Annotated in this window: 23 protein-coding genes; 3 read left to right on the forward strand and 20 right to left on the reverse strand. The window is 63.6% G+C overall.

Annotation, left to right across the window (positions count from 1 at the left end):
* Positions 1–113 precede the first annotated feature (113 nt).
* Together ABH939_RS07665 and ABH939_RS07670 are read left to right on the forward strand one after the other, a co-directional pair.
* Complete coding sequence (locus ABH939_RS07665; RefSeq protein WP_215515851.1) at positions 114–2,312, forward strand: hypothetical protein; 2,199 nt, start codon at positions 114–116, stop codon at positions 2,310–2,312.
* Complete coding sequence (locus ABH939_RS07670; RefSeq protein WP_030535434.1) at positions 2,309–2,755, forward strand: GtrA family protein; 447 nt, start codon at positions 2,309–2,311, stop codon at positions 2,753–2,755. The genes ABH939_RS07665 and ABH939_RS07670 overlap by 4 nt, the downstream gene beginning before the upstream one ends.
* Before the next feature lie 4 nt (positions 2,756–2,759).
* Here the strand turns inward: ABH939_RS07670 and ABH939_RS07675 are convergent, their stop codons facing one another.
* The gene (locus ABH939_RS07675) at positions 2,760–3,338 is read right to left on the reverse strand and encodes a TetR/AcrR family transcriptional regulator (protein WP_042450812.1); all 579 of its coding nucleotides are present in this window, start codon (positions 3,336–3,338) and stop codon (positions 2,760–2,762) included.
* Positions 3,339–3,406: 68 nt separating this feature from the next.
* Here ABH939_RS07675 and ABH939_RS07680 point away from each other — a divergent pair, with 68 nt between their 5' ends.
* Positions 3,407–3,982: a dihydrofolate reductase family protein gene (locus tag ABH939_RS07680; protein ID WP_065455565.1), complete on the forward strand. Its 576-nt coding sequence runs from the start codon at positions 3,407–3,409 to the stop codon at positions 3,980–3,982.
* On the opposite strand, the gene trmD is transcribed toward ABH939_RS07680, so the two are convergent.
* The 19 genes from trmD to ABH939_RS07775 all read right to left on the reverse strand — a co-directional run bounded on the left by trmD (position 3,979) and on the right by ABH939_RS07775 (position 23,563).
* Positions 3,979–4,683: a tRNA (guanosine(37)-N1)-methyltransferase TrmD gene (trmD, locus tag ABH939_RS07685; protein WP_003942745.1), complete on the reverse strand. Its 705-nt coding sequence runs from the start codon at positions 4,681–4,683 to the stop codon at positions 3,979–3,981. The two genes, ABH939_RS07680 and trmD, sit on opposite strands and share 4 nt — an antisense overlap.
* Before the next feature lie 9 nt (positions 4,684–4,692).
* Positions 4,693–5,265 carry a ribosome maturation factor RimM gene (rimM, locus tag ABH939_RS07690; RefSeq protein ID WP_218748799.1) on the reverse strand — a complete coding sequence of 191 codons (573 nt, stop codon included), beginning with the start codon at positions 5,263–5,265 and terminating at the stop codon, positions 4,693–4,695.
* 14 nt (positions 5,266–5,279) lie between these two features.
* Entirely contained in the window at positions 5,280–5,522 is a 243-nt protein-coding gene (locus ABH939_RS07695) for an RNA-binding protein (protein ID WP_003939023.1), read from the reverse strand.
* Complete coding sequence (rpsP, locus tag ABH939_RS07700) at positions 5,519–5,989, reverse strand: 30S ribosomal protein S16 (protein WP_003942818.1); 471 nt, start codon at positions 5,987–5,989, stop codon at positions 5,519–5,521. The genes ABH939_RS07695 and rpsP overlap by 4 nt, the downstream gene beginning before the upstream one ends.
* Before the next feature lie 209 nt (positions 5,990–6,198).
* A complete protein-coding gene (locus tag ABH939_RS07705) occupies positions 6,199–7,281 on the reverse strand; it encodes an amidohydrolase family protein (protein WP_218748801.1) in 1,083 nt (360 codons plus the stop codon).
* A 3-nt stretch (positions 7,282–7,284) separates the two neighbouring features.
* A complete protein-coding gene (ffh, locus tag ABH939_RS07710) occupies positions 7,285–8,862 on the reverse strand; it encodes a signal recognition particle protein (protein ID WP_003942713.1) in 1,578 nt (525 codons plus the stop codon).
* A gap of 115 nt (positions 8,863–8,977) precedes the next feature.
* Complete coding sequence (locus ABH939_RS07715; protein WP_003942689.1) at positions 8,978–11,485, reverse strand: [protein-PII] uridylyltransferase; 2,508 nt, start codon at positions 11,483–11,485, stop codon at positions 8,978–8,980.
* Positions 11,475–11,813: a P-II family nitrogen regulator gene (locus ABH939_RS07720; protein ID WP_003942772.1), complete on the reverse strand. Its 339-nt coding sequence runs from the start codon at positions 11,811–11,813 to the stop codon at positions 11,475–11,477. The genes ABH939_RS07715 and ABH939_RS07720 overlap by 11 nt, the downstream gene beginning before the upstream one ends.
* A gap of 56 nt (positions 11,814–11,869) precedes the next feature.
* Positions 11,870–13,129 (reverse strand): ammonium transporter, encoded by a 1,260-nt coding sequence (locus tag ABH939_RS07725; RefSeq protein ID WP_042450902.1) that lies wholly within the window; start codon positions 13,127–13,129, stop codon positions 11,870–11,872.
* A 247-nt stretch (positions 13,130–13,376) separates the two neighbouring features.
* The gene (gene ftsY, locus ABH939_RS07730) at positions 13,377–14,831 is read right to left on the reverse strand and encodes a signal recognition particle-docking protein FtsY (RefSeq protein WP_404649528.1); all 1,455 of its coding nucleotides are present in this window, start codon (positions 14,829–14,831) and stop codon (positions 13,377–13,379) included.
* Between the two features lie 42 nt (positions 14,832–14,873).
* Positions 14,874–18,461, reverse strand: coding sequence for a chromosome segregation protein SMC (gene smc, locus ABH939_RS07735; protein WP_075832943.1), 3,588 nt, complete (start codon positions 18,459–18,461; stop codon positions 14,874–14,876).
* A gap of 26 nt (positions 18,462–18,487) precedes the next feature.
* Entirely contained in the window at positions 18,488–18,772 is a 285-nt protein-coding gene (locus ABH939_RS07740) for an acylphosphatase (RefSeq protein ID WP_007729313.1), read from the reverse strand.
* 5 nt (positions 18,773–18,777) lie between these two features.
* On the reverse strand, positions 18,778–19,701 hold the full coding sequence (locus ABH939_RS07745; RefSeq protein WP_030535426.1) for an SMP-30/gluconolactonase/LRE family protein: 924 nt from the start codon (positions 19,699–19,701) through the stop codon (positions 18,778–18,780).
* Positions 19,701–20,153: an OsmC family protein gene (locus tag ABH939_RS07750; RefSeq protein WP_003942740.1), complete on the reverse strand. Its 453-nt coding sequence runs from the start codon at positions 20,151–20,153 to the stop codon at positions 19,701–19,703. The genes ABH939_RS07745 and ABH939_RS07750 overlap by 1 nt, the downstream gene beginning before the upstream one ends.
* Positions 20,154–20,195: 42 nt before the next feature.
* Complete coding sequence (gene mutM, locus ABH939_RS07755) at positions 20,196–21,065, reverse strand: bifunctional DNA-formamidopyrimidine glycosylase/DNA-(apurinic or apyrimidinic site) lyase (protein WP_003942752.1); 870 nt, start codon at positions 21,063–21,065, stop codon at positions 20,196–20,198.
* 8 nt (positions 21,066–21,073) lie between these two features.
* On the reverse strand, positions 21,074–21,847 hold the full coding sequence (gene rnc / locus ABH939_RS07760) for a ribonuclease III (RefSeq protein ID WP_003942759.1): 774 nt from the start codon (positions 21,845–21,847) through the stop codon (positions 21,074–21,076).
* Positions 21,848–21,866: 19 nt separating this feature from the next.
* Positions 21,867–22,049, reverse strand: coding sequence for a 50S ribosomal protein L32 (gene rpmF, locus ABH939_RS07765; RefSeq protein ID WP_007729318.1), 183 nt, complete (start codon positions 22,047–22,049; stop codon positions 21,867–21,869).
* 2 nt (positions 22,050–22,051) lie between these two features.
* Positions 22,052–22,612 carry a DUF177 domain-containing protein gene (locus ABH939_RS07770; protein ID WP_007729319.1) on the reverse strand — a complete coding sequence of 187 codons (561 nt, stop codon included), beginning with the start codon at positions 22,610–22,612 and terminating at the stop codon, positions 22,052–22,054.
* Between the two features lie 189 nt (positions 22,613–22,801).
* Positions 22,802–23,563, reverse strand: a complete 762-nt coding sequence (locus ABH939_RS07775) for a DivIVA domain-containing protein (protein ID WP_404649595.1) — start codon at positions 23,561–23,563, stop codon at positions 22,802–22,804.
* Positions 23,564–23,598 lie beyond the last annotated feature (35 nt).

A 23,598-nucleotide genomic window follows, 5' to 3' on the forward strand; every position in this document is an offset into this window, starting at 1 on the left:
ACACCGTCGCGAACTTTAACACGCAGAGATGTCTTGACTTCGGATGCCGGCGGCGCGTGACGCGCTCGCGTCTCCGTACGCCCCACCTGCCCTGTTAAGGTCTGGAACTCGTGGTGGAAACTCGCACTCTCGCCCGGGCAGACGTGTACAAGTGGGGCGCCGTCACGGCGATCGGTGTCATCGCCGGTTATCTGGCCGTGGTGCTCGCGAATGCTCGTCACTTCTACACCGACGACACCGAGTCCCAATACGCGCCGCTGTGGGTCATGCTCGGCCGCAGTCTGCGAGAAGGACACCTCCCGGTGCTCGTCCCCGAGAACTGGATGGCGGGCAACTACGCGATCGAGGAAGCAGGCCTTCTCAATCCACCGCAACTCCTGATCGACCTGATCGCACCGTCCTTCGACAACCTGGCGTTGTACGCGACGATCGTGAAGTTGATCTTCGCGATCATCCTTGCACTCGGCGTCTATCGGATCTGCCTCGAGTACGGCTCGAAGCCCACGTGGGCTGCCGTCGCCGGCGTCTCGATTCCGTTCACCGGTTTCCTGCTGTTCTTCGACTCGGCCAGTTGGATGACTGCCTTCACCGGCACTGCCTGGATGGTTCAGGCGTGGGCGTCGGCAATCCGCTACGCCCGAGGTAAGAGCGGTCCGATCCCGACCTTCGTGTTCTTGTATCTCGCGATGTCGGTCCAATATGTTTTCCCCGCAGTCGAATCCGGCTTGATGATCGGCGCGGTCGCAATCGGCGAAGTTGTCTATCAGCGGCGTTGGCTGCCGTCACTGCGGCTTCTGGCGGTGTCCGCGTGTGCCGCTCTGGCCGGTCTCGCGACGTATCTGCCGAGCCTGCTCACCGCGGACGTCACCTGGCGCGGTGCATCCGAAGTCAAGAACGATGCATTCCTCGCCGTCCCGTGGTCGGAATCGCTGAACGCGAGCCTGCCGAGCACGATGCCCGCGTTCACCTCGTGGTGGGGATACATCCAGACCATGCCCATGGTCTACATCGCCTGGTTCCTCATACCCGCCCTGGCATTCATCGACTGGGGCAAGGCACGCGCCGCGGCACGCGAATTGACCGCCGTCGGGATCTTCACGGTCGCCGTCCTCATGTGGACTGCCGGGCCGAGCACGATTGGCCCACTGCGGTGGCCCGCGCGCGTACTTCCGATGGTGGCCATCGGACTCCTGCTTCTGGTGTGCATCCTGCTCGGGCGTTACGCCACGACCGACAAGTTGCGCGGGCGCTGCGTTGCAGCGGGAATCCTCGTGGGCCTGCTTCTGATTCGGTCAGCCTCGGCAGCTCCCGGGCTCGCGAAATGGCATGTGATCTCAGCCCTGCTCGTTGCCGCACTCGGCGCCGCGATGGTCTGGCTCGGCCGTACCAAAGGCACTGCTTTCGCATGCCTCGTAGCGATCGTCGCGGTCTCCCCCATCGCCTACGCCCAGGTTCGGGCCGCGCAACCAACCCCGATGAGCTGGAACCTGCCCGAATCCCGCTCGGAGATGAAAGAGGCCTTCCCCGACTTCGAAGGCACGACACTGCAACTGGGCGACCGTGCACTCATCGCACCCGGGGACAAAACCCTCGACGGAGCGTACGGTTCCCTGGCTTTCGGCAACTACCCCAAAGACCTCGAACTGACCTACACCAGCGGCTACACCCCCAACGGGCACTTCTACTTCGGTGATCTGCTCTGCATGCGCTGGGACATGAGCGTCTGCCCCGACGCCTTTCGGCGCGCATTCACCGTCGAACCCACCACCGGCCGCACCATCGTCGACCTGATGAACGTGGACCGCGTCGTACTTCAGAACGCTCTCTACCCCGATGCACGCAAGAACCCGGCTCCCGACGGGTGGACATGGGTGGACTACCCCGGTCACGAGAACTACATCTCCGTGCTCGAACGCGTCGACGGCCCCGTCTCGACACGAAACGGCCGCATCGCCGATACCCGTGGCGTCGAAGCTGTTTCGACCGCGGAATCGAACATGTCGAGCACCCTTCGTGTCAGTTCGGAGACCGGCGGCAAGGTTGTGTTCGCACGGCTCGGCTGGCCCGGATATCGGGCGAGCATCGACGGTCAGCCTGTCCCGATCGACGTCGTCGCGAAGTCCTTTGTCACCGTGGACATTCCCGCCGGGACGAAGGACGCAGAGCTTGTCCTGACGTGGCGTCCCCCGGGATGGAAGGTCGGCGGCGCTTCGATGGTCGCCGGAGTCCTCGGACTCGGCGTGCTCGAGTGGATGTATCTGCGGACCCGACGCAAGGACGGGATCAACACCGTGAAAACCGAGTCTTCATGACCGAAGACATCGCATCACCCGAGAACCCCGGCCCACTGCTTCGGGTGGTCAAGCATCAACCCATCGCATTTGCCATTGTCGGAGTGGCTAATACGGCGATCGGATACGTGCTCTTCGTGATCTGGACACTGATCCTCGACAACAAGGATCTGTATCAAGTGGCTGTGATCGGCGCGTACTCCATCAGCGTCCTCATCGCTTTCGTTCTGCATCGGACTCTCGTTTTCCGCGTCCGCGGACATGTGGCACGCGACCTGGGAGCGTTCATCGTCGTCAATTCCGGTGGCCTGGTGCTGAATCTGATACTCGGAACAATCGCGGTGTCGATTCTGCATGCCCCGCCGCTTCCCGCCCAGGCGGTTGTCATGCTGATCGTCGCCGGTGTGAGCTTCTTCGGTCATCGATACTTCTCGTTCCGCCGCAAACCTGCCGAACGACACTGACCTTCTACGATTCGCGGGGTAACGCTCGATCCACCGCCGCCTCGACGATCGTCCGAATATCTTCCTCTCCGAACAGGTCCGGCAATGTGAGTCGATCCAGTGCGAGCCAGTTCAGCGACAAATAGAGCAGGCGAACGGTCATCGCATCACCCGGCACGCCCGACGCCAGATGATTGGCTACGTTCAGATCGAAGTCTTCTCGGATGCGGACGGTCAGCACCGCTCGCAGGTCCGGTCGACGCGTCGCCTCCAGTCGCAACTCCATGAGCGCGAGGAAACCCGTTCCGAACGAGGTGACGCGCTCGACCACGTCGAGCATGAGCGTCACCAGGCGCTCACGATCGGTGCCGTTGACGGGATCGATCATCCCTTCGAGGTCCTCCGGAATCAGTCGCTCGTAGATCCGGCCACCCGCTTGAGTGAGCAGGTCGTCGCGATTGGAGAAGTAGTTCGACGCTGTCCCGTTCGGCACTGCTGCCTGGGCGTCGACGGCTCGAAACGTCAAGCCTCGAGCACCCTCTCGGGCCAACACCTCGATTGCCGCGTCGATCAGGGCAAGCCGGCGTTCCGGGTTCTTTCGCACTTGACATCACTCCTGACACGACCCTAAGTTAAACCACTACAAACATAGTACTACGAACGGAGCGTTATATGCGAAAGCTTGTGTACTACGTGGGAGCTTCCCTCGACGGATACATCGCGGGGCCTGGTGGCGAATTCGATTTCCTCCCGGTCTCCGAACAGATCACGGCCTGGATATGCGATCGATATCCTGAAACCGTGCCAACGCATGTGCGGCCCGCTCTCGGAATCGAGGACGCGCCCAACAAGACCTTCGACACGGTCGTCATGGGCCGCGGCTCCTACGAGCCCGGGCTGGCCGCCGGAGTGAAAAGCCCCTTCGCGCACCTGCGTCAGTTCGTCGTCTCCACAACCATCCCTGACGCCGAGGATCCCCCCGTCACCATCGTTCGCGCCGATCCGCTTGGGGTAGTCAGATCTCTCAAAGAGGAAGAAGGACAAGATATCTGGCTGTGTGGCGGCGGAACTCTCGCCGGCGAACTACTACCGGAGATCGACGAGTTGATCATCAAGAGGTATCCGGTAGTCGCCGGCGCAGGCATACCGATGATCAGAGGTAACTTCGAGCCGACACCGTTCACACCGACTACAACCGAATCGCTCGACGACGGCGCAAGCATCACCTGGTTGAAGCGAAATACCTAAGGAAGAAGATCCGGTCGACGCTCGGCCGTGCGCTGCAGCGACTGCTCATGGCGCCACGCTTTGATCTTCGCGTGATCACCGGAGAGAAGCACCGGCGGAACTTCGAGGTCGCGCCACACAGCCGGGCGAGTGTAGCTAGGCCCTTCGAGAAGGCCGTCGGAAAACGAATCCTCTTGGTGTGAAAGCTGATTGCCGAGAACGCCGGGCATCAGTCGCACGACAGCCTCGACCATCACCAGCACCGCTGCTTCGCCGCCGATCAGGACGTAATCGCCGATGCTGACTTCTTCGACTCTGACCCGCTTGGCGGCGTCGTCGAAAACCCGTTGATCGATACCTTCGTATCGGCCGCAGGCAAACACAAGGTGCTTGGCGTTGGACCAGCGGTGCGCGGTCTCCTGGGTGAACGGAACGCCGGCGGGAGTGGGCACCACCAGAATGGTCTCGGCATCATCGGGGCCGGAAGAATCGGAGCGCCCGATCACGTCGTCCAGTGCCGGGCCCCAGACGGTGGGTTTCATGACCATGCCGGGTCCGCCGCCATACGGGGAATCGTCGACGGCTTTGTGCACGTCATGCGTCCACGACCGAAGATCGTGGACGTCGACCGAGATCAAGCCACGTTCGATTGCCTTGCCCAGCAAGGCAGCACGAAGCGGTTCGAGATACTCGGGAAAGATGGTGACTACATCGAGACGCATGACAAGCGATCAGTCGCTGTCGGAGTTCGAATTGTCGCTGTTCGACTTGTCACCGAAGTCCGGGTCGAGCAGTCCCTCGGGGGGCTCGATCACCACGACGCCGTCGGCGATCGACACCGAGGTGACGATGGCTGCGACAAACGGGATCAGCAATTCACCGGACGTCTCACCGGCGCGGCGAATAGAGAGCAATTCGCCTGCGGCGGAATGCAATACCTCGATGACCGAACCGATCTCGGTGCCGTCCGTGAGGACGACCTTCAGTCCTTCGAGTTCGTGATCGTAGAACTCGTCCGGATCATCCGAAGGCTCGAGTTCGGAACTGTCGATGACAAACAGTGTGCCGCGCAACGCATCTGCGTCGCCACGGTCACTGACGCCTTCCAGGCGCAGCAGAAGCCGCCCGGAATGATCCCGGGCGGCTTCCACTGTGTACGACTTCAGTGTGGACTCGCGCGGCTTGCGCCCACGCAGCACGGAACCTACGGCAAAACGATCCTCGGGCTCGTCTGTACGAACCTCGACTACCAATTCACCTTTGATGCCATGCGACTTCGCGACACGACCGACTACGAGTTCCACCTGTTTACTGCCGTCTACTGATCGGTGTCGACGACATCAACACGGATACCGCGGCCACCGATGCCGGAGACCAAGGTCCGCAGAGCGGTCGCAGTGCGACCACCCCGACCGATGACCTTGCCGAGATCGTCTGGGTGCACGTGCACCTCGACGGTCCGTCCCCGACGTCCGGTGATCAGCTCGACGCGCACATCGTCGGGATTGGCGACGATGCCACGCACGAGATGCTCTACCGCATCAGCGACGACGGCACTCACTTGTCAGCAGCCTCGGCGTCTGCAGCGGGAGCCTCGGCGTCAGCCGCGGTGTCTTCTGCCTTGGCCTCGTCAGCCTTTGCAGCCTTCTTCTTCTTGGGGGTGATTGCTTCTGCAACCGGCTCGTTCTCGGCCTGCGCGAGCGCAGCCTGGAAGAGCTCGAGCTTGGTGGGCTTGGCTTCCTTGACGCGCAGGGTGCCTTCGGTGCCCGGCAGGCCCTTGAACTTCTGCCAGTCACCGGTGATCTTGAGGAGTGCCTCGACGGGCTCGGTGGGCTGTGCGCCCACGGACAGCCAGTACTGAGCGCGCTCGGAATCGATGTCGATCAGCGAGGGCTCTTCCTTGGGGTGGTACTTGCCGATGGTCTCGATCGCACGGCCGTCACGACGGGTGCGCGAGTCGGCGATGACAACGCGGTACTGAGCGTTGCGGATCTTGCCGAGGCGGGTGAGCTTGATTTTGACAGCCACAGCTGCAGTTCTCCTTCAGCGCGCACAACAGTGCTGCGCATGTCACGTGCAATTCAGCGACCCACACGATTTGTGAGCCCGGTTTTGCCTCTATCCTGTGACCGTCGCAGCGGTACGTAACCGGTTGCGACGAACAATGGTCCATTGTGCCAGATGGGTGGGCTCGTTCGGAAACCACCCTGTGCGCGCTTCGAGAGAGCGGGGACTCCCTAACCGCTCACGGGGGTTCCGCGGAGGATCACACGCATCGGCTTCGCGAGCACATCGGGGTTTACGCGCGGATCTTCGGAATAAACCACCAGGTCGGCGGGCGCTCCTTCTTCGATCCCCTGCGCACCCAACCAACTCCGCGCGTCCCAGCAGCCTGCGCCCAGCGCCTGATGCGCCGTCAAACCGGCAACTTCGAGTTCGGCGATCTCGTCGGCGATCCGCCCGTGCCTGATCGATCCGCCGGCATCCGTTCCGGCATAGATCGGAATCCCGGCCTCGTGAGCGGCACCGATCGTCCGATGTCGACGAGCGTGCAGATCCCGCATGTGCGCCGCGTAGATCGGATACCGCGTGGCGGAGTCCGCGATCTCGGGGAAAGTTGCGATGTTGATCAGCGTCGGAACCAAGGCCGTGCCGTGAGCGACCATCAACTCGATGGTTGCGTCCGTCAATCCGGTGCCGTGCTCGATGCAGTCGATGCCGGCGTTGATCAGGCCGGGCAGAGCATCCTCGGCAAAGACGTGAGCGGTGACCCTTGCGCCTTCGGCATGGGCGGCAGCGATGGCCTCGACCAGAATCTCGTCGCTCCACAACGGGGCGAGGTCACCGATGGAACGATCGATCCAGTCCCCGACGAGCTTGACCCAACCGTCACCGGCGCGTGCCTGACGCACCACCTCGGCCGGCAACTGAGATTCGTCGTCCAGGTCGACCGGCAGGCCCGGGATGTACCGCTTCGGTGCTGCGATGTGCTGACCTGCGCGAATGATCCGCGGCAGATCGAGGCGCTCGTCGATGAACCTGGTGTCGACCGGCGATCCGGCGTCACGAAGCAACAGCACGCCCGCGTCACGTTCGGTCTTCGCCTGCCCCAGCAAGCCATCGACGGTTTCGCCGCCGCCACCGCCGTAGCGGATACCGACGTGACAGTGCGCATCCACGAGACCCGGTGTGATCCAACCCGATTCGACGATCGTCTCCGCACCGGACACCGGCTCGAAGGAAATCAGCCCGTCGACGATCCACAATTCGATCGGCTCGGCATCGGGCAGACCGATACCCCGCAGATGAAGCGCAGCCACCGACTACTTCTTGGGCAGCTTGAGCTGGGAGAGATCGATGCCTTCCAGTCCGGGCGGCAACTGATCGAGACCCTTGGGCATGTTCGACAGGTCGGGCATGCCGGCCGGCATTCCGCCGGGCATACCCGGGAATCCGCCCATGCCGGGGAATCCTCCGCGCATCTTGGGCTGCGTCGGGCCCTTGCCGCCCTTCTTGCCCTTCTTGCCCTTCTTGCTGCGAACCTGCTTACGCGCGCCGGGCATGCCCATACGGCCGGCCATGGCAGCCATCATCTTGCGGGCTTCGAAGAAACGATCCACCAACTGGTTGACGTCGGAAACCTTGACGCCCGAACCGTTCGCGATGCGCAGTCGGCGTGAGGCGTTGATGATCTTCGGATCGTCGCGCTCGGCCGGCGTCATACCGCGGATGATGGCCTGAATGCGATCGAGTTGCTTCTCGTCGACGTTGGCAAGCGCGTCCTTCATGCCGCCGGCACCCGGCAGCATACCGAGGAGGTTGCCGATCGGGCCCATCTTGCGGACGGCCATCATCTGATCGAGGAAGTCTTCGAGGGTGAGCTGACCGGAACCGATCTTCGCTGCGGTGGCTTCGGCCTGATCGGCGTCGAAAACCTGCTCGGCCTGCTCGATGAGGCTCAGGACATCGCCCATACCGAGGATCCGGCTGGCCATGCGATCGGGATGGAAGACGTCGAAGTCTTCGAGCTTCTCGCCGGTGGACGCGAAGAGGATCGGCTGGCCGGTGACCTCGCGGACGCTCAGCGCGGCACCACCGCGGGCGTCGCCGTCGAGCTTGGTGAGGACGACACCGGTGATGCCGACTCCCTCACGGAAAGCGTCGGCCGTGCTGACCGCGTCCTGACCGATCATGGCGTCGAGGACGAAGATGGTCTCGTCCGGGTTGACGGCGTCACGGATACCGGCGGCCTGCGCCATCAGCTCCGAGTCGATACCGAGGCGACCGGCGGTGTCGACGATCACGACGTCGTAATGCTTGTTGCGTGCTTCTTCGACGCCGGCGCGGGCGACCTCGACGGGGTCGGCTGCGGACACGCCCAGTGCGTTCTCGCCGCCGCCGATGGAGGTACCGGGATGCGGCGCGAAGACTGCGGCGCCTGCACGCTCACCGACGATCTGAAGCTGAGTGACGGCGCCGGGACGCTGAAGGTCACAGGCGACGAGGAGGGGCGTGTGCCCCTGATCCTTGAGCCACTTGGCCAACTTTCCGGCCAGCGTGGTCTTACCGGAACCCTGCAGACCGGCCAACATGATGACCGTCGGCGGAGTCTTGGCGAACTGCAGTCGACGAGTTTCGCCGCCGAGAACCTCGACCAGCTCTTCGTTGACGATCTTGACGACCTGCTGAGCCGGGTTCAGTGCACCCGAGACCTCGGCGCCCTTGGCGCGTTCCTTGATCTTGGCGATGAAGCTGCGCACTACGGGAAGCGCGACGTCGGCCTCGAGCAGGGCAAGGCGGATCTCGCGGGCCGTAGCGTCGATGTCGGCGCCGGACAGACGACCCTTGCCACGCAGATCCTTGAGAGATCCGGTCAATCTGTCGGAAAGGGATTCGAACACCGAGTGCGCTCCTGAAGGTCGTGCGAGTTAGCCGTGGATATTCTCGGGCACCAGCCTAGCCGCTACGCCCGCACCGATCCCAGCCGATGCGGGCGTAACTGCCGAAACCGGTCCGTCAATCCTCTTTCTTCTTGGGTTGTGGCACCGGAACCACCGCCAGCACCGCCTCCTCGACGCGCTCTCGCGCCGCGCGGGTATCGGCCTCACCGAAGTCGAGGCAGAACGCGTCGACCACCGAGGAACCCAAGGTGGCGACCTTCGCCCACCGGATGTCGGCTCCACTGTGTTCGAGTGCTGCGGCCAGTCGGCAGAGCAGGCCGACGCGGTCCTCGGTACGCAATTCGAGGATCGCCTGACCGTCGCCGGGCGCGTCGAACCAGATGACCCGCGGTGGCGCCTGCGCATAGAGCACCGGAACCGCGGAATCCTTGTTGGTCTGGATCGGGTCGTCCCACTGCTCTGCCCGTGCCTCCTCGTCCTTCGCGTCGAGAAGTTCGAGCAAATTCAGTTCACCGGCCGAAGCCCGGATCAATTCCTGCCGGAGCAGCACCGCCTGCGGGGGTGTGCCGAACCTCGGCGTCACGACAAACGAGTTGACCGCCGAACCTGCATGCGACCCCAGCGATGCGGAATGCACCCGCAAGGACTGCAGCGCCAGAACTCCGGCAGCCCGAGACAGCAGCCCGGGTGCGTCGGGCGCGATGACGGTCACGACGTAGGTGTGCGCATTCTCGGCCGGAACGAGCGAGACGTGAACCCCGCCCTCCTCGGCGATGGCCAATTGCTCGGGAGCGAGTGGATCGGGTTGCGGGAGCTCCTCCCCTGCCATCAGCAAACGACAACGACGCACCAGCTCGCCGATCAACGACGACTTCCAGTCGCCCCAGACACCAGGCCCGGTGGCCAGCGAATCCGCTTCCGCCAACGAATGCAGGAGATCGAGAAGGGTCCCGTCTCCCTCGAGTGCGTCGACCACTCGCTGCACGGTTGCCGGATCGTCGAGGTCGCGACGGGTGGCGGTTTCCGGCAACAGCAAGTGGTAGCGCACCATCGCCGTCAACGTCGCGACGTCGGAAGGCCAGAGTCCCAAGCGATTTCCGATCGCGGTGGCCAATTCGGCACCGACGACGCTGTGGTCTCCCCCTCGCCCCTTCCCGATGTCGTGGATCAACGCACCGAGCATGAGCAGATCCGGCCGAGCGACGCGAGTGGTGAATCCGCTTGCATACGCGGCGGTTTCGACCAGGTGGCGATCCACCGTCCACGTATGGACGGCGTCGCGCGGCGGAAGATCGCGAATGGTCCCCCACTCCGGCAGGAGTCGACCCCAGAGCCCGGTCCGGTCCATCGCCTCGATCACCGGAACCGCACGCGATCCCGAACCCAGCACGACCAAGAGATCGTTGACCGCATTCTTCGGCCACGGCTCACGCAATTCGGGGGCATTGTCGGCCAGGCGATTGAGCGTCGACGCGGAGATCGGCATGCCGTTTGTGGCCGCCGCTGCCGCGACCCGCATTACCAGACCGGGATCCTTCTTCGGTCTCGCATCGCGCGCCAGAACTACTTCGCCGGCATGCTCGACCACACCCTCGTCCAGTGGTCGTCGCACCGGCGCGCGACGCAGCCGCGACAAACCACGCCGGGGCAAGGAGTTTCCGGCTGTACGGATACCGACGTCGACCGAATAGCTGATGGTGCGCGCCGATTCGCTGAGAAGGCGGGCCAGATCGAATCGATCACCGATCCGTAGCGCCGCACCGATCTCGTCGGCGTCCTGTGCTCGCAGTTGGTCGCGGGCGCGACCGGCAACGCGGTGAAGTTCGGTGCGCACGTCGAGCAACCGCCTGTGCGCAAGTGCCAGACCGCCGCCGGGCGAGTTGGGTCCCAGCCCCGGCATCCCGTCGGTCAATTGCGCGATGGACAGGGCGTTGAGCAGTTGGACGTCTCGCAGCCCGCCACGACCGCTCTTGAGATCCGGTTCGGCGCGATGGGCGATCTCGCCGCTGCGCTCCCACCTCGTACGGGTCTGGGTGATCAATTCGTCGAATCGGCTGCGGATGTCCATGCGCCACTGTCGTCGGACACCACTGATCAACAAGTTGCTCAGCTCCACGTCGCCGGCAATGTGGCGTGCTTCGAGCATTCCGAGTGCCGCCGTCATGTCGGTGGCCGCAACCTGAAGCGCCTGCGGAAGCGTCCGCACGCTGTGGTCGAGTTTGATGTGCGCGTCCCACAGCGGGTACCACAGGCTGTCCGCAACCTGGGCCACGACTGCTGGGTCCATGTCGTCGTGCAGCAGAATCAGATCGAGATCGGAATACGGCAACAGTTCGCGTCGGCCGAGACCACCCACGGCGACGATGGCAAACCCACAATCCGGTTTGATGCCCAGTTCGGTCCCCTTGGTGGTCAACCAGAATTCGTGCAGATCGACCAGTGCATGTCGCAGCGCGGGGGCGTCGAGCCTCCTGTTCTTGACGCCTCCGGTGAGTAGGGCCTTGCGTGCGCGGGCCAGGTCCGCAGCTTCGTCGGATCCCCCTGACGAGACCGGCCCTGGCCCCGTCGCTTTCGCGACGGAACCAGGGCCGAAGTTCTCGGACCCTTTCGGGTCAGAGTGCATCGCCACCGCGTTCCCCGGTGCGAACCCGGATGACCGACTCGACTGGCGAAACCCACACCTTGCCGTCACCGATCTTGCCGGTTCGAGCGGCCTCGACGATCACCTCGACCACCTTGTCCACGGCCGCGTCGTCGACGACGACCTCGACCCGGACCTTGGGTACGAAGTCCACGGAGTACTCCGCGCCTCGGTACACCTCGGTGTGGCCCTTCTGTCGGCCGTAGCCCTGAACTTCGCTGACTGTCATACCCAGCACTCCGGCCTGCTCGAGTCCGGTCTTGACGTCCTCGAGCGTGAACGGCTTGACGATTGCTGTGATCAGCTTCATGTGCTCATCCCTTTCCAAACTCTGAAGTGCCTGAATTCACTTTAATCACGTGCTGATCACGCGAGGTCGTATGCGGTCTCTGCGTGTTCGGTCTCATCGATGCCGCGTGCCTCGTCCTCGGCCGAGATTCGCCAGCCCAGGGGCTTGAGTGCGAAGCCGATGATCGTCGTCAGAACGCCGGTGAAGACGAGGGCTGCGAGTGCGATCACGATCTGAACCACCAGTTGCTTGTAGTCGCCGCCGTAGAAGAGTCCGGTTGCGGTGCCGAAGAATCCGATACCGATCGTGCCCCACAGGCCGGAGACAAGGTGAACACCGACGACGTCGAGCGAGTCGTCGAAGCCGAAGCGGAACTTCAGGCCGACTGCGAGAGCGGACAGGATGCCGGCTACTGCGCCGAGGAAGATGGAACCGACCGGGTTGAGCGCACCGGCAGCAGGGGTGATGGCGACCAGACCGGCGACCGCACCGGAAGCTGCGCCGAGGCTGGTGGCGTGGCCGTCACGAATACGCTCGGTAGCGAGCCAGGCCAGGACTGCGGCACACGTCGCGGTGGTCGTGTTGACCCAGGCGAGACCGGCGTTACCGTCGGCGGCGAATGCCGAGCCGGCGTTGAAGCCGAACCAACCGAACCAGAGGAGTGCGGCGCCGAGCATCACGAAGGGCAGGTTGTGCGGACGGAAGGCGGTCTTGCCGAAGCCGAGACGCTTGCCGACGATGAGTGCGAGGACCAGACCGGCCATACCCGCGTTGATGTGAACGACTGTGCCACCGGCGAAGTCGATCGGAGCGACGTTGGCGACGGTGACTCCGTCGTCGTTGACCGTGGTGCCGAAGAGCTTTGCCGCGATGCCGTCCTCGGAGCCCGAGAGGAGTCCGCCGCCCCACACCATGTGTGCGAGCGGGAAGTAGACGACGGTGACCCAGATACCCGAGAACAGGAGCCAGGTGCCGAACTTGACCCGCTCGGCCAGGGCACCACTGATGAGGGCGGTGGTGATGATCGCGAACGTCACCTGGAACGCGATGTCGATGACGTTGGGGTAGCCCCAGGCGCCGGCGATGAAGTTGCCGTCAGCATCGGTGATGCTGTTCTTGAGGCCGAAGAACTCGAACGGGTTGGCAAAAATGCCCCCGATGTTCTCGGTGCCGTAGGACATCGACCATCCCCACAGAACGTAGATGACGCCGATGACGGCCATGGCCCCGAAGGACATCATCATCATGTTCAGGACGGACTTGGACCGAGACATCCCGCCGTAGAAGAAAGCGAGGCCGGGTGTCATCAGCAAGACCAGAGATGCAGCCATCAGCATCCATGCGGCGTTACCGGAGTTCGCCAACAAATCGTCGGTACTCACTTACTACCTCCTAGTCGCACGTGCCGGGCAGCACGTCGTTAAGGAGAAGAGTGCTGGGCTGGTGTTTCGTCCATGGCGCTGTCGCGTTTCGCAGACGTGAACCAATTGCCCAACTTTGTTGCAAACAGGTTTCGCCAGGGAGTTCTACCGACCCTGTGCGCCTTTTCGGTAGTTCGCGCTACCGAAAAGGCGCACGGGGGCGTCAGCCCAGGAGGGCGTCGACGAACGCACCCGGCTCGAACGGCGCCAGGTCGTCGGCACCTTCACCGAGGCCGACCAACTTCACCGGCACACCCAGTTCATGCTGAACCTGGAAGACGATTCCGCCCTTGGCGGTTCCGTCCAGCTTGGTCAGTACGACGCCGGTGATGTCCACGACCTCCGCGAACACTCGAGCCTGCGCCAATCCGTTCTGGCCGACCGTCGCATCGAGAACCAGCAGAACGTCGTCGACCGAGGCCTTCTTCTCGATAACCCGCTTGACCTTGCCGAGCTCGTCCATCAGACCGGTCTTGGTGTGCAGACGGCCGGCGGTGTCGATCAGGACCACGTCGACGCCGTCCGCGATGCCCCGTGAGACCGCGTCGAAGGCAATCGCAGCGGGATCGCCACCCTCCTTGCCACGAACAACTTCAGCGCCGACACGCTCGGCCCACGTCTGGAGCTGATCGGCGGCGGCGGCGCGGAACGTGTCCGCGGCACCGAGCACGACGCGACGACCGTCGGCGACGAGCACGCGAGCCAACTTGCCGGTGGTCGTTGTCTTGCCGGTCCCGTTGACGCCGACGACGAGCAGAACAGCCGGGTGATCATCATGCGGCAACGCGCGGATGGAGCGGTCCAGTTCGGGACGCAGTTCGGCGATCAACACCTCGCGCAGAAGGGCGCGGGCGGCAGCCTCGGTCCGGACGCTGCGGGCCGCCATCTGCTCACGAAGCTTCGTGACGACCTTTTCCGTGGTCGCGGAGCCGAGGTCTGCGATGAGGAGGGTGTCCTCGACTTCTTCCCACGAGTCCTCGTCCAGATCGCCGCCACCGAGCAGACCCAGCAAGCTCTTGCCGACTGCTGACTGCGAGCGGGAAAGGCGCCCGCGCAGTCGGTCCAACCGACCCTCGGTCGGGTCGATCTCGTCCAGCACGCGCGGTGCAGGCTCGACTGGCGCGGGAACGACGACGGGCTCGGGTACGACAACGGGCTCGGGAACGACAACAGGTTCTTCGACAACCGGTTCTGCTACCGGCGCCTCTTCTACTACCGGTACTACCGGCTCTTCGACAACCGGCTCCTCGACGGCGGCCGGCTTCTCCGCAACAGGTTCTTCGACAACCGGTTCCGCGACAGTTGGTTCCTCGATAACCGGTTCTTCGACGATCGGTTTTTCGACGACAGGTTCTTCGACGACGGGCGGCTTCTCGGCGACCGGCGGTGTCGGAACCACCGGAGGTGGCGCCGTTGCCGTCGACCCCTGACTGAAGTTGAACCCGCCACCGGCCTTGTAGCCGCCTGACTTGTCCTTCTCGGGGGCGCCGAGCTCCGGCTTCGTCTCGGGCGCCTTCAGCGATACCTGCCCCTTGCGGTAGCGCAGGAATCCGGCAACGAGAACGACGAGTAGTACGGCCGCTACAGCCGCGATGATGATCCAAGCCTGGGTAGTCACCGGCCCATTGTTTCAGGCTCCGACCCGGAAAGTGAGCAGGGCTTACGTCGAGGCCATGTCTTGACCGCGAAGTCGCTGCGAAATCACGGTGGTGATGCCGTCGCCGCGCATGCTGACGCCGTACAACGCATCGGCGATTTCCATCGTCGGTTTCTGGTGAGTGATCACGATCAACTGCGACTTCTCCCGCAATTGTTCGAAGAGTCCGATCAGCCGCCGCAGGTTGGTGTCGTCCAACGCCGCCTCGACTTCGTCCATCACGTAGAACGGGGACGGGCGTGCCCGGAAGATCGCGACCAGCATGGCCACCGCGGTCAACGACTTCTCGCCGCCCGACAGCAACGACAACCGTTTGACCTTCTTACCGGGCGGACGCGCCTCGACTTCGATGCCGGTGGTGAGCATGTCCGAGGGATCGGTGAGGACCAGCCGCCCTTCTCCCCCGGGAAACAATTTCTCGAACACTCCCACGAACTCACGCTCGACGTCGGCATAGGCCTCGGTGAACACCTGCAGAATTCGTGCGTCGACGTCTGCGACCACAGCAAGAAGGTCCTTGCGTGCGGTCTTGACGTCCTCGAGCTGAGTGGAGAGGAAGGTGTACCGCTCCTCGAGAGCTGCGAATTCCTCGAGCGCCAGCGGATTGACCTTGCCGAGGGTGGCGAGGTCCTTCTCGGCCCGCTTGGCGCGCCGTTCCTGAGTCGCGCGGTCGTACGGAAGCGGAGCGGGGGCGGTGACCTGCTCCCCACGCTCCTTGGCCTGCTCGTACTCCTCGATTTCGAGAGCGGTCGGCGGCAGTTCGACCTCGGGCCCGTACTCGGCGATCAGATCGTCGAGGCCGATACCGTACTGATCGAGGATCGACTCCTCGAGTTGTTCGATGCGCAGCGCTGCCTGTGCCTTCGCTACCTCGTCGCGGTGGACGGCGTCGGTGAGCGAAGCGAGTTGTCCAGTCAGTGCTCGGACTATCTCGCGGACCTGATCCAGCTTGGCCGTGCACTCGGTGCGGGCCCGAGCCAACTCGTCACGGTGAGCAAGAGCCGCGGCGACGACGGTCTCGAGTTCGGCCGCCACACGCTGTCCCGATTCGGCCACGGCAGCTGCGACCTCCGCAGCGTGCGCCCTGGCGCGCAGAGCCCGTTCGGCGCGGATCCGCGCTTCTCGTTCGGCGGCCGCGGCGCGGCGAAGCGAATCAGCCTTTCCGCGTACGGATTCCGCACGCTCTTCGGCGGTGCGCACGGCAAGGCGAGCATCCATTTCGACGATGCGCACTTCGGCGAGCGCTGCTGCGGCCATTTCGCGATCGGCAGCGGTCGATTCCGCACCGTGTCCCGGTGCACTGCCGTCGGTTTCGGCGACGCGCAGACGTTCCTCCAGATCCGCGAGCTTTGTCAGCGACTCACCGCGGCCCTCCTCGGCACGCACTCGCTGGGCGGTCAACCGCTCGGATTCCGCGTGGGCGACTCGTGCTGCCTGCCCCAATCTGCCCAACTGCTCGTAGATGGCGGACATGGCAGCGTCCGACTCGTTGAGCGCGGCCAAAGTTTGCTCCGCGGTCTCGCGTCGAGCGGCCTGTTCGGCCAGAGCGCCGGACAGCGCCGCGTCGAGTTCCTCGGATCGGCTCTCCGTTGCCGCCAGTTCCGCTGCTGACGCGTCGATCGCCGCCTGCACCTCGAGCGTGCTCGGTTGCCGATCCGAGCCACCGATCATCCACCCCGAACCGTGCAGATCGCCAGAACGCGTCACTGCGCGAATTCCCTTGTGGTCAGCAACAACTCGAATCGCGTCATCGAGAGTCTCGACCAGGACGACGCCATCGAGGATGGCGGTCAATCCGGCACGCAACTCGTCAGGGCAGTCGATGACGTCGACGGCCGGACGACTACCCGGCGCGATCTCGGCCTCGCGCTTGATCGCCGGTTCACCGCTCACGATCAGTGATGCACGTCCACCGTCCTGATCGGCCAGTGCTGTGACAGCGGAACGAGCAGAGTCCAGCGACTGCGCCACGACGGCGTCTGCTGCCGGCCCCATCGCGGCAGCGATCGCGGCCTCGTAGCCGGGTTCGACGTGAATCAATCCGACCAGCGAGGTGATGCCGTCGTCGCCGCGGTGTTCGAGCAGCCAGCCGCCACCGTCCTTGCGCTGCAAACCCATCGACAGTGCCTCGATGCGCGCCCGGAGCGAAGCGATGCGTTGCCCGCTCGTCTTTTCTTCCTCACGAAGCTCTTCGACGCGCGCGTCGATCATCTCGAGAGCCTCGATGGCGCGTTCGTGATTGGTATCGAGGCCGACTTCACCGGCGTCGAGGTCCCCGATGCTTTCTTGCACCGTGTCGAACTCGGCCTGTGCGGCATCGCCACGCAGACGAGCCTCGTCGATCGCCTCGGTCAGCCGAGACACTTCCGCGTCGACGGATTCGACGCGGGTACGCAGAGTGTCGACCTGACCGGAGAGTCGAGCAAGACCTTCACGGCGGTCGGCGACGGCACGAACTTCTGCCATGTGCGCCCGTTCCGCTTCTGCTGCAGCATCTTCGGTGGCTGCGAGCTGGTCCCGAGCAGCTTCCGACGCCGCTCGCGCGATTTCGACGCCTTCGAGGAGTTCGGCCTCCTCGGCAGCAAGACGTTCGGCGCGCGCCTCCATCTCGTCCGGGTCCTGGCCGCGGTTGCCGACAGGTTCGGAGTCGAGATGACGCGCACGCTCGCGGGCGATGCGCACGGTGGCGTTGACGCGTTCGGCAAGCGCGGAAAGCTGGAACCAACTCTGCGCAGCCGCTTCCGATCCCGGAGTCAGACGAGCGAGAGCTTGCTCCTGGCGCCCGAGTTCGAGGTTGGCCTCGTCGAGCGCAGCCGCCACCTGGTTGTGCTGTTCACGGGCCGCTTTCTCGTCCTGCGCCTGGTCGTTCAACTGGTTTCGACGGGTCACCAGATCGTCAGCGGCCAGACGCATCTTTGCATCACGCAGGTCAGCCTGGACCGTCTGTGCTCGCCGAGCAACCTCGGCTTGGCGTCCCAGCGGTTTGAGTTGCCGACGCAGTTCCGCGGTGAGGTCACTGAGGCGAGCGAGATTGGCCTGCATGGAATCGAGTTTGCGCACCGCTTTTTCCTTGCGGCGGCGATGTTTGAGGACTCCCGCGGCTTCTTCGATGAAGGCGCGTCGATCTTCGGGACGGGATTCGAGGATCGCGGCGAGCCGTCCCTGCCCGACGATGACATGCATTTCGCGGCCGATGCCGGAGTCGCTGAGCAGTTCCTGGACGTCCATCAGACGGCAGGACGAGCCGTTGATCTCGTACTCCCCCGCGCCGTCGCGGAACATCCGGCGCGTGATCGACACCTCGGAGTACTCGATCGGGAGCGCCCCGTCGGCGTTGTCGATGGTCAAGGTCACCTCGGCGCGGCCCAGCGGCGCGCGGCCGGAGGTGCCGGCAAAGATGACATCTTCCATCTTGCCGCCGCGCAGGGCCTTGGCGCCTTGCTCGCCCATCACCCAGGTCAACGCATCGACGACGTTGGATTTACCCGAGCCGTTCGGGCCGACCACACAGGTAATTCCCGGCTCGAACCGAAGAGTCGTTGCCGACGCAAAGGATTTGAATCCCTTGAGTGTCAGACTCTTGAGGTGCATGGGGGGAAACTTTACCGCCAAACCGGTCAGCGTTCGACGAACCCTGTCAGGTCGCCCCTGGCGGTGTCCCAGCTGTCGACCACGAGATCCACCGTGCCCGGGGTAGTGCCGGAGCGCAGCAGCTCCACCAATCGCTCGAGCTGCGTGCGTTGGCCTTCCGCCACGACGAGCACTCGACCGTCACGCTGATTGGACGCATATCCGATCAATCCGAGTTCGAGAGCGCGGGCCCTGGTCCACCACCGGAACCCGACGCCTTGAACGTATCCGTGAACCCACGCCGTCAACCGCACAGGCGCTGCTTCAGCCATGACGCTCAGCCCGCCACACGTTCGAGACGGTGAACGTCACCCAGGAATCCGGTGGTGTAGAGCGCGTTGGGATCCCAGCCCGGTCCGGCGCCGAACTTGACCGCAGATGTGAACGGCAGACCCGAGGCGATCTCACACGAAGATCCCGAATCCGGATCGACGCGAACAACTTTGCCGCCGGCATTGAATGCGACGTACAACGCGCCGTCCGGTCCGACGGTCAGATCGTCCGCCATGTTTGCCGGACCGAACCCGGGGAGCGTGATCGTTCGCACCGGCCCGCCCAGATCGTTTGCGTCGAGGATGTGGACGGCGGTGACCATGTCGAAGGTCGTGCTCACGTAGATCGTCGAACCGGAGCGTGCGAGGCCGTCGACGGTGCCGAGGTCTTCACGAACGATCGAACTGCTTCCGTCACTGTTGACGACCGTGAGCCCCGGCCTGGTGAGTGTGCGGGCAGTGAGGAAACGGTTATCGTCCAGCTGCACAAGCCCGTTCGGCATCACCAGACCGTCGGCGATCGTTGTCACCGACCCGTCTGCGACGTCGACCTTGCGGAGGCTGCCGTCGGCGATTCCGAACAGTCCCGAGACAGTCGAGTTGCCCGTGGTGAAGTACACGGATCCCTCACGCGCGACCAGACCGCCGGGTCCGGTGACGTCACCGACCAAAGTTGTCCGTGTTCCGTCCGGCGCCACTTTCAGCAGTGCACCCGGCCCGATCAGAGCCGACTGCGACAACACCATCGATCCGTTGCCGTCGAATTCGAGGTTCTCGAGCATTCCGGCACCAGTCGTCACGACGCTCGACGTCCATGTGCCGCAACTACCGGCCGAGCCGTCGGCCGGGACCGAGGCCTGCGCTGGAGCATTCAGCGCCACAACGGAACCCAGTGCGATCGCAGCGACAACGCTGCCGGCGCGGAACATCAGGCTTCCGTGTCGAACGACAGAGTGACCTTGGTTCCGGCCTTGAGCGTGCGCCCGACCGTGCATACCTTGTCCACGGAACGCTCGACGAGAGTGATGAGGCGCTGCTGTGCCTCGGCATCCAACTCGCTGAGATCGAGCTCGAGGACCTCGTCGAGCTGCGGGTAGACCTCGTTTTCACGATCGGCGGCTCCGGACACTCGGACCGTCGCGTCGTAGTTGTCACCGAGCCGGCGCGAGATCGGGAAGTCGGAGCTCATCCCCGTGCATGCGGCCAGTGCAATTTTGAGGAGTTCGCCGGGCGTGAAGACTCCTGGCACCGATTCGGAGCCGATGAGAACCTCTGCGCCGCGCGAACTCTTGCCGGTGTAGAGGCGGGTTCCGGTTCGTTCGACCCAAAGCTCCGTGTGAGCCGGGGCGGTTGCAGTGGTGTCGGGAGTCTGTTCAGCCATGACGCAATCTTGCCACTCCGCCGAACCGAAGGGGCGGGAGACCTAGGCGATTCGCCGTGCCCTCGGGGTCGGCTGGCACCGCGGGCAACTGAACGACGATCGATTCATGAACTTCTCACGCTTGATCGGCGCGCCGCATCGCGGGCACGGGAGGTTTTCCTGCCCGTACGCCGACAGCGACCGGTCGAAGTAGCCCGATTCCCCGTTGACGTTCACGTACAGCGCGTCGAAGGACGTACCGCCCTGATCGAGCGCTTCACCCATCACCGAGTGTGCCGCGGTCAACAGTTCTCGAAGTTTGGGCCTGGTAAGCGTTTCGGCGATTCGGTTGCCGTGAATCTTGGCGCGCCACAATGATTCGTCGGCGTAGATGTTTCCGATTCCGGAGACCACCGTCTGGTCAAGAATCGCGCGCTTGATCTCGGTGTGCTTGCCCCGCAGGACTTTCACGACGGATTCGAGATCGAACGCCGCATCCATGGGATCGCGGGCGATGTGCGCCACCGACTCGGGCAGCATCGTTCCGTCGACCTCGACGAGGGGTGAAATCGACCAGCCACCGAAGGTCCGCTGATCGACGAATCGAAGATCGGCCCCGGAATCGAGGGCCAACCGAATGCGTAGGTGCTTTTCCCAGTCGACTGTCGGGGGTTGGACCAGCATCTGTCCGCTCATCCCGAGATGAACCACCAGTCCGACACCGGCAGGCTCGAGAACCAGCCACAGGTACTTGCCGCGACGCTCTGCCGAAGCGATGGTCTGCCCGGTGAGTTGGCCGATCAAGTCCTCGGAACCGAGAATGTGGCGCCTGATCGCGCGGGGATGGAGTACCTCGACGGCCTCGATCGCCGCACCTACAGCATGAGACTGTAGGCCGCGGCGAACGACTTCGACTTCGGGAAGCTCAGGCAAGAGTGAACTCAGCCGGCAAGATCAGGCGTGTCGTCAGCAGCGACTGCGGTAGCAGCGGCATTCTCCGACATCGTCTTCCATGCCGAACTTGCTGCCTTCTGCTCGGCTTCCTTCTTGGAACGACCGACACCGACACCCAAGGGTTTGCCACTGATGAGAACGGTGGCCGTGAATTCCTTGTCGTGATCGGGTCCGGTGGCGGTGATCTCGTAAACGGGAACTCCGGCACCGTGTTCTGCGGTCAGTTCCTGCAGACTCGTCTTCCAATCCAGACCCGCGCCCAGAAGCGGTGCGCGAGTGAGGAGATCGTCGAACAGATCGAGGACGACGCGTCGCGCAGTCTCGATGCCGTGCTGCAGGTGGATGGCGCCGAGAATCGACTCCATACCGTCGGCGAGAATGGACGGCTTGTCACGGCCGCCCGTCATTTCCTCGCCCTTACCCAGCAGCAGGTGTGCTCCGAGTCCACCTTCACCCAGAGTCCTGGCAACCTCGGCGAGTGCATGCATGTTGACCACGCTGGCACGGATCTTCGCCAGATCACCTTCGGATTTGTCCGGGTGGGACAGGTAGAGATTTTCGGTCACCGTGACGCCGAGAACGGAATCCCCGAGGAACTCGAGGCGCTCGTTCGTGGGCAGTCCGCCGTTCTCGTACGCGTACGAGCGGTGCGTGAGAGCCAGGGTCAGAAGACCGGGCTCTATATCTACGCCGACAGCGGCGAGGAGCTTGTCGTGATTGCCCTCGCCGCCGGCGGCTGAAACTGTATTTTCGCTCGTCATAGTCTTTCTCCGGGGAGAACTAGACAGCAGCGGTTACCTGGCGGCCCTTGTAAGTACCGCATGACGGGCATGCGATGTGGGGAAGGGTCTGCTCGCCACAGCCACGGTTGGGGCAGGTAACGAGGGTGGGCACAGTGGTCTTCCACTGGCTACGACGCGACCGCGTGTTGGATCGCGACATTTTGCGCTTGGGGACAGCCACTTCTACTTCTCCTCGGCTTCGGTGATCACAAGATTTTCGCTGGTGTTTGATTCCACGCCAAATTTGGCCGCGAGACCAGCCCAGCGAGGATCAAGTATGTCATGCCCATGCCCAGATTCCGCAATCGCCAGGCGAATGCCACATTCTGAGCACAATCCCAGGCAATCGTCACTGCACAGAGGCTGGAGCGGAAGCGCCAGCCCGACTGCATCGACGATGACCGGTTCGAGGTCGATTTCGTCGTCTTCGACCGCGTAGACCTCTCCCTCTTCCGTCGTCTCCTCGGTGGTGCTGTCCGGGTAAGCGAACAACTCCGTGAGATAGATGTCCACGGTGTCGGTGAAAGGTTCAAGGCACCGCGAGCATTCACCCTTGGTGGGTGCGTGCACGTTTCCGGTGACGAGAACGCCTTCGGACACTGCTTCGAGACGAAGATCGAGATCGATATCCGCGCCCGCTTCGATCGCGATCAGATCGAGACCGATACGGTTCGGGGACTGAATTGTTCTCTCGACGGTACGCATCGACCCTGGACGACGACCGAGCTTGACCGTGTCCAGCAAAAATCCCGCATCACTTGACTGATGCGACGAACTACGACGATGCGTTGACAAAGAGAACTCACCTAACTGTTGAAACTGGTATGGGCAACCACTCCACAATACGGCAGCTACAAGGCAAATCCCAATTCGATCCACGAAAAAGTGGGCCGCCCCATATCGGACGACCCACCCTCGACTGACTTGTCTGCTCTATCGGCGCCGCTCGGAACGACGATCGTCGTCCTGGTAGTCGGGAACCCCCGAACCCGTTCGAAGCTGTTGACGACCACGCCCGACCGATCGAACCGTTCCGGTGAGGAACTCTTCGAACTCGGCCAACTTGGTGTCCACGTACAGGTCACACTCCGAACGCATCCTGTCGGACTCGGCATGAGCGGCGTCGATCACTCGCGCGGATTCCGCGTGAGCTGACTGGACAACCTCGGTCTGCGACACCAGACGAGCCTGCTCCGCCGTTCCCTCCGCCACCGAATCTTCGTACGAGGCCTGGCCGGACTCGATCATCCGATCGGCCTCGGCACGCGCCCGTCCGGTGACGGCCTCGTACTCACGACGGCCGTCGGTGACGGTCCGTTCCGCTTCTGCTTCGGCGTCCTCGACCAACTGATCGGCGTGCGCACGCGCTTCGGCAACCATGCGATCGGCCTGAGCCTTGGCATCGGACAGAATCCGGTCGGCGTCGTCGCGTGCGTTTTCCACAGTCGAGGTTGCCTCGGCATTGGCGCTGCTGACCGTCTTCTCGGCGTTTGCTCGCGCGTCACCGACCAATTTGTCGCGATGATCGAGGACGTCCTGAGCGTCGTCCAGCTCGCTCGGAATTGCGTCCCGGACGTCGTCGAGTAGCTCGAGTACGTCACCGCGAGGCACAACACACCCTGCGGTCATGGGAACACCGCGCGCCTCTTCGACAATTGCGACCAGTTCGTCCAGTGCCTCGAATACGCGGTACACAAGCAACCCCAATCTCTACCGGCCGAAATCGGCCC

Origin of the sequence: Rhodococcus sp. 27YEA6 (assembly GCF_044908235.1) — a bacterium.
GTDB lineage: Bacteria > Actinomycetota > Actinomycetes > Mycobacteriales > Mycobacteriaceae > Rhodococcus_F > Rhodococcus_F qingshengii.

Bases quoted from the DNA above. Each gene is read 5' to 3' on its own strand.
- ABH939_RS07670 (WP_030535434.1), top strand. From the start codon at position 2,309: ATGACCGAAGACATCGCATCACCCGAGAACCCCGGCCCACTGCTTCGG.
- ABH939_RS07680 (WP_065455565.1), top strand. From the start codon at position 3,407: ATGCGAAAGCTTGTGTACTACGTGGGAGCTTCCCTCGACGGATACATC.
- trmD (WP_003942745.1), bottom strand. From the start codon at position 4,683: ATGCGTCTCGATGTAGTCACCATCTTTCCCGAGTATCTCGAACCGCTT.
- ABH939_RS07715 (WP_003942689.1), bottom strand. From the start codon at position 11,485: ATGCACTCTGACCCGAAAGGGTCCGAGAACTTCGGCCCTGGTTCCGTC.
- ABH939_RS07720 (WP_003942772.1), bottom strand. From the start codon at position 11,813: ATGAAGCTGATCACAGCAATCGTCAAGCCGTTCACGCTCGAGGACGTC.
- ABH939_RS07725 (WP_042450902.1), bottom strand. From the start codon at position 13,129: ATGCTGATGGCTGCATCTCTGGTCTTGCTGATGACACCCGGCCTCGCT.
- smc (WP_075832943.1), bottom strand. From the start codon at position 18,461: ATGCACCTCAAGAGTCTGACACTCAAGGGATTCAAATCCTTTGCGTCG.
- ABH939_RS07740 (WP_007729313.1), bottom strand. From the start codon at position 18,772: ATGGCTGAAGCAGCGCCTGTGCGGTTGACGGCGTGGGTTCACGGATAC.
- ABH939_RS07745 (WP_030535426.1), bottom strand. From the start codon at position 19,701: ATGTTCCGCGCCGGCAGCGTTGTCGCTGCGATCGCACTGGGTTCCGTT.
- ABH939_RS07750 (WP_003942740.1), bottom strand. From the start codon at position 20,153: ATGGCTGAACAGACTCCCGACACCACTGCAACCGCCCCGGCTCACACG.
- rnc (WP_003942759.1), bottom strand. From the start codon at position 21,847: ATGACGAGCGAAAATACAGTTTCAGCCGCCGGCGGCGAGGGCAATCAC.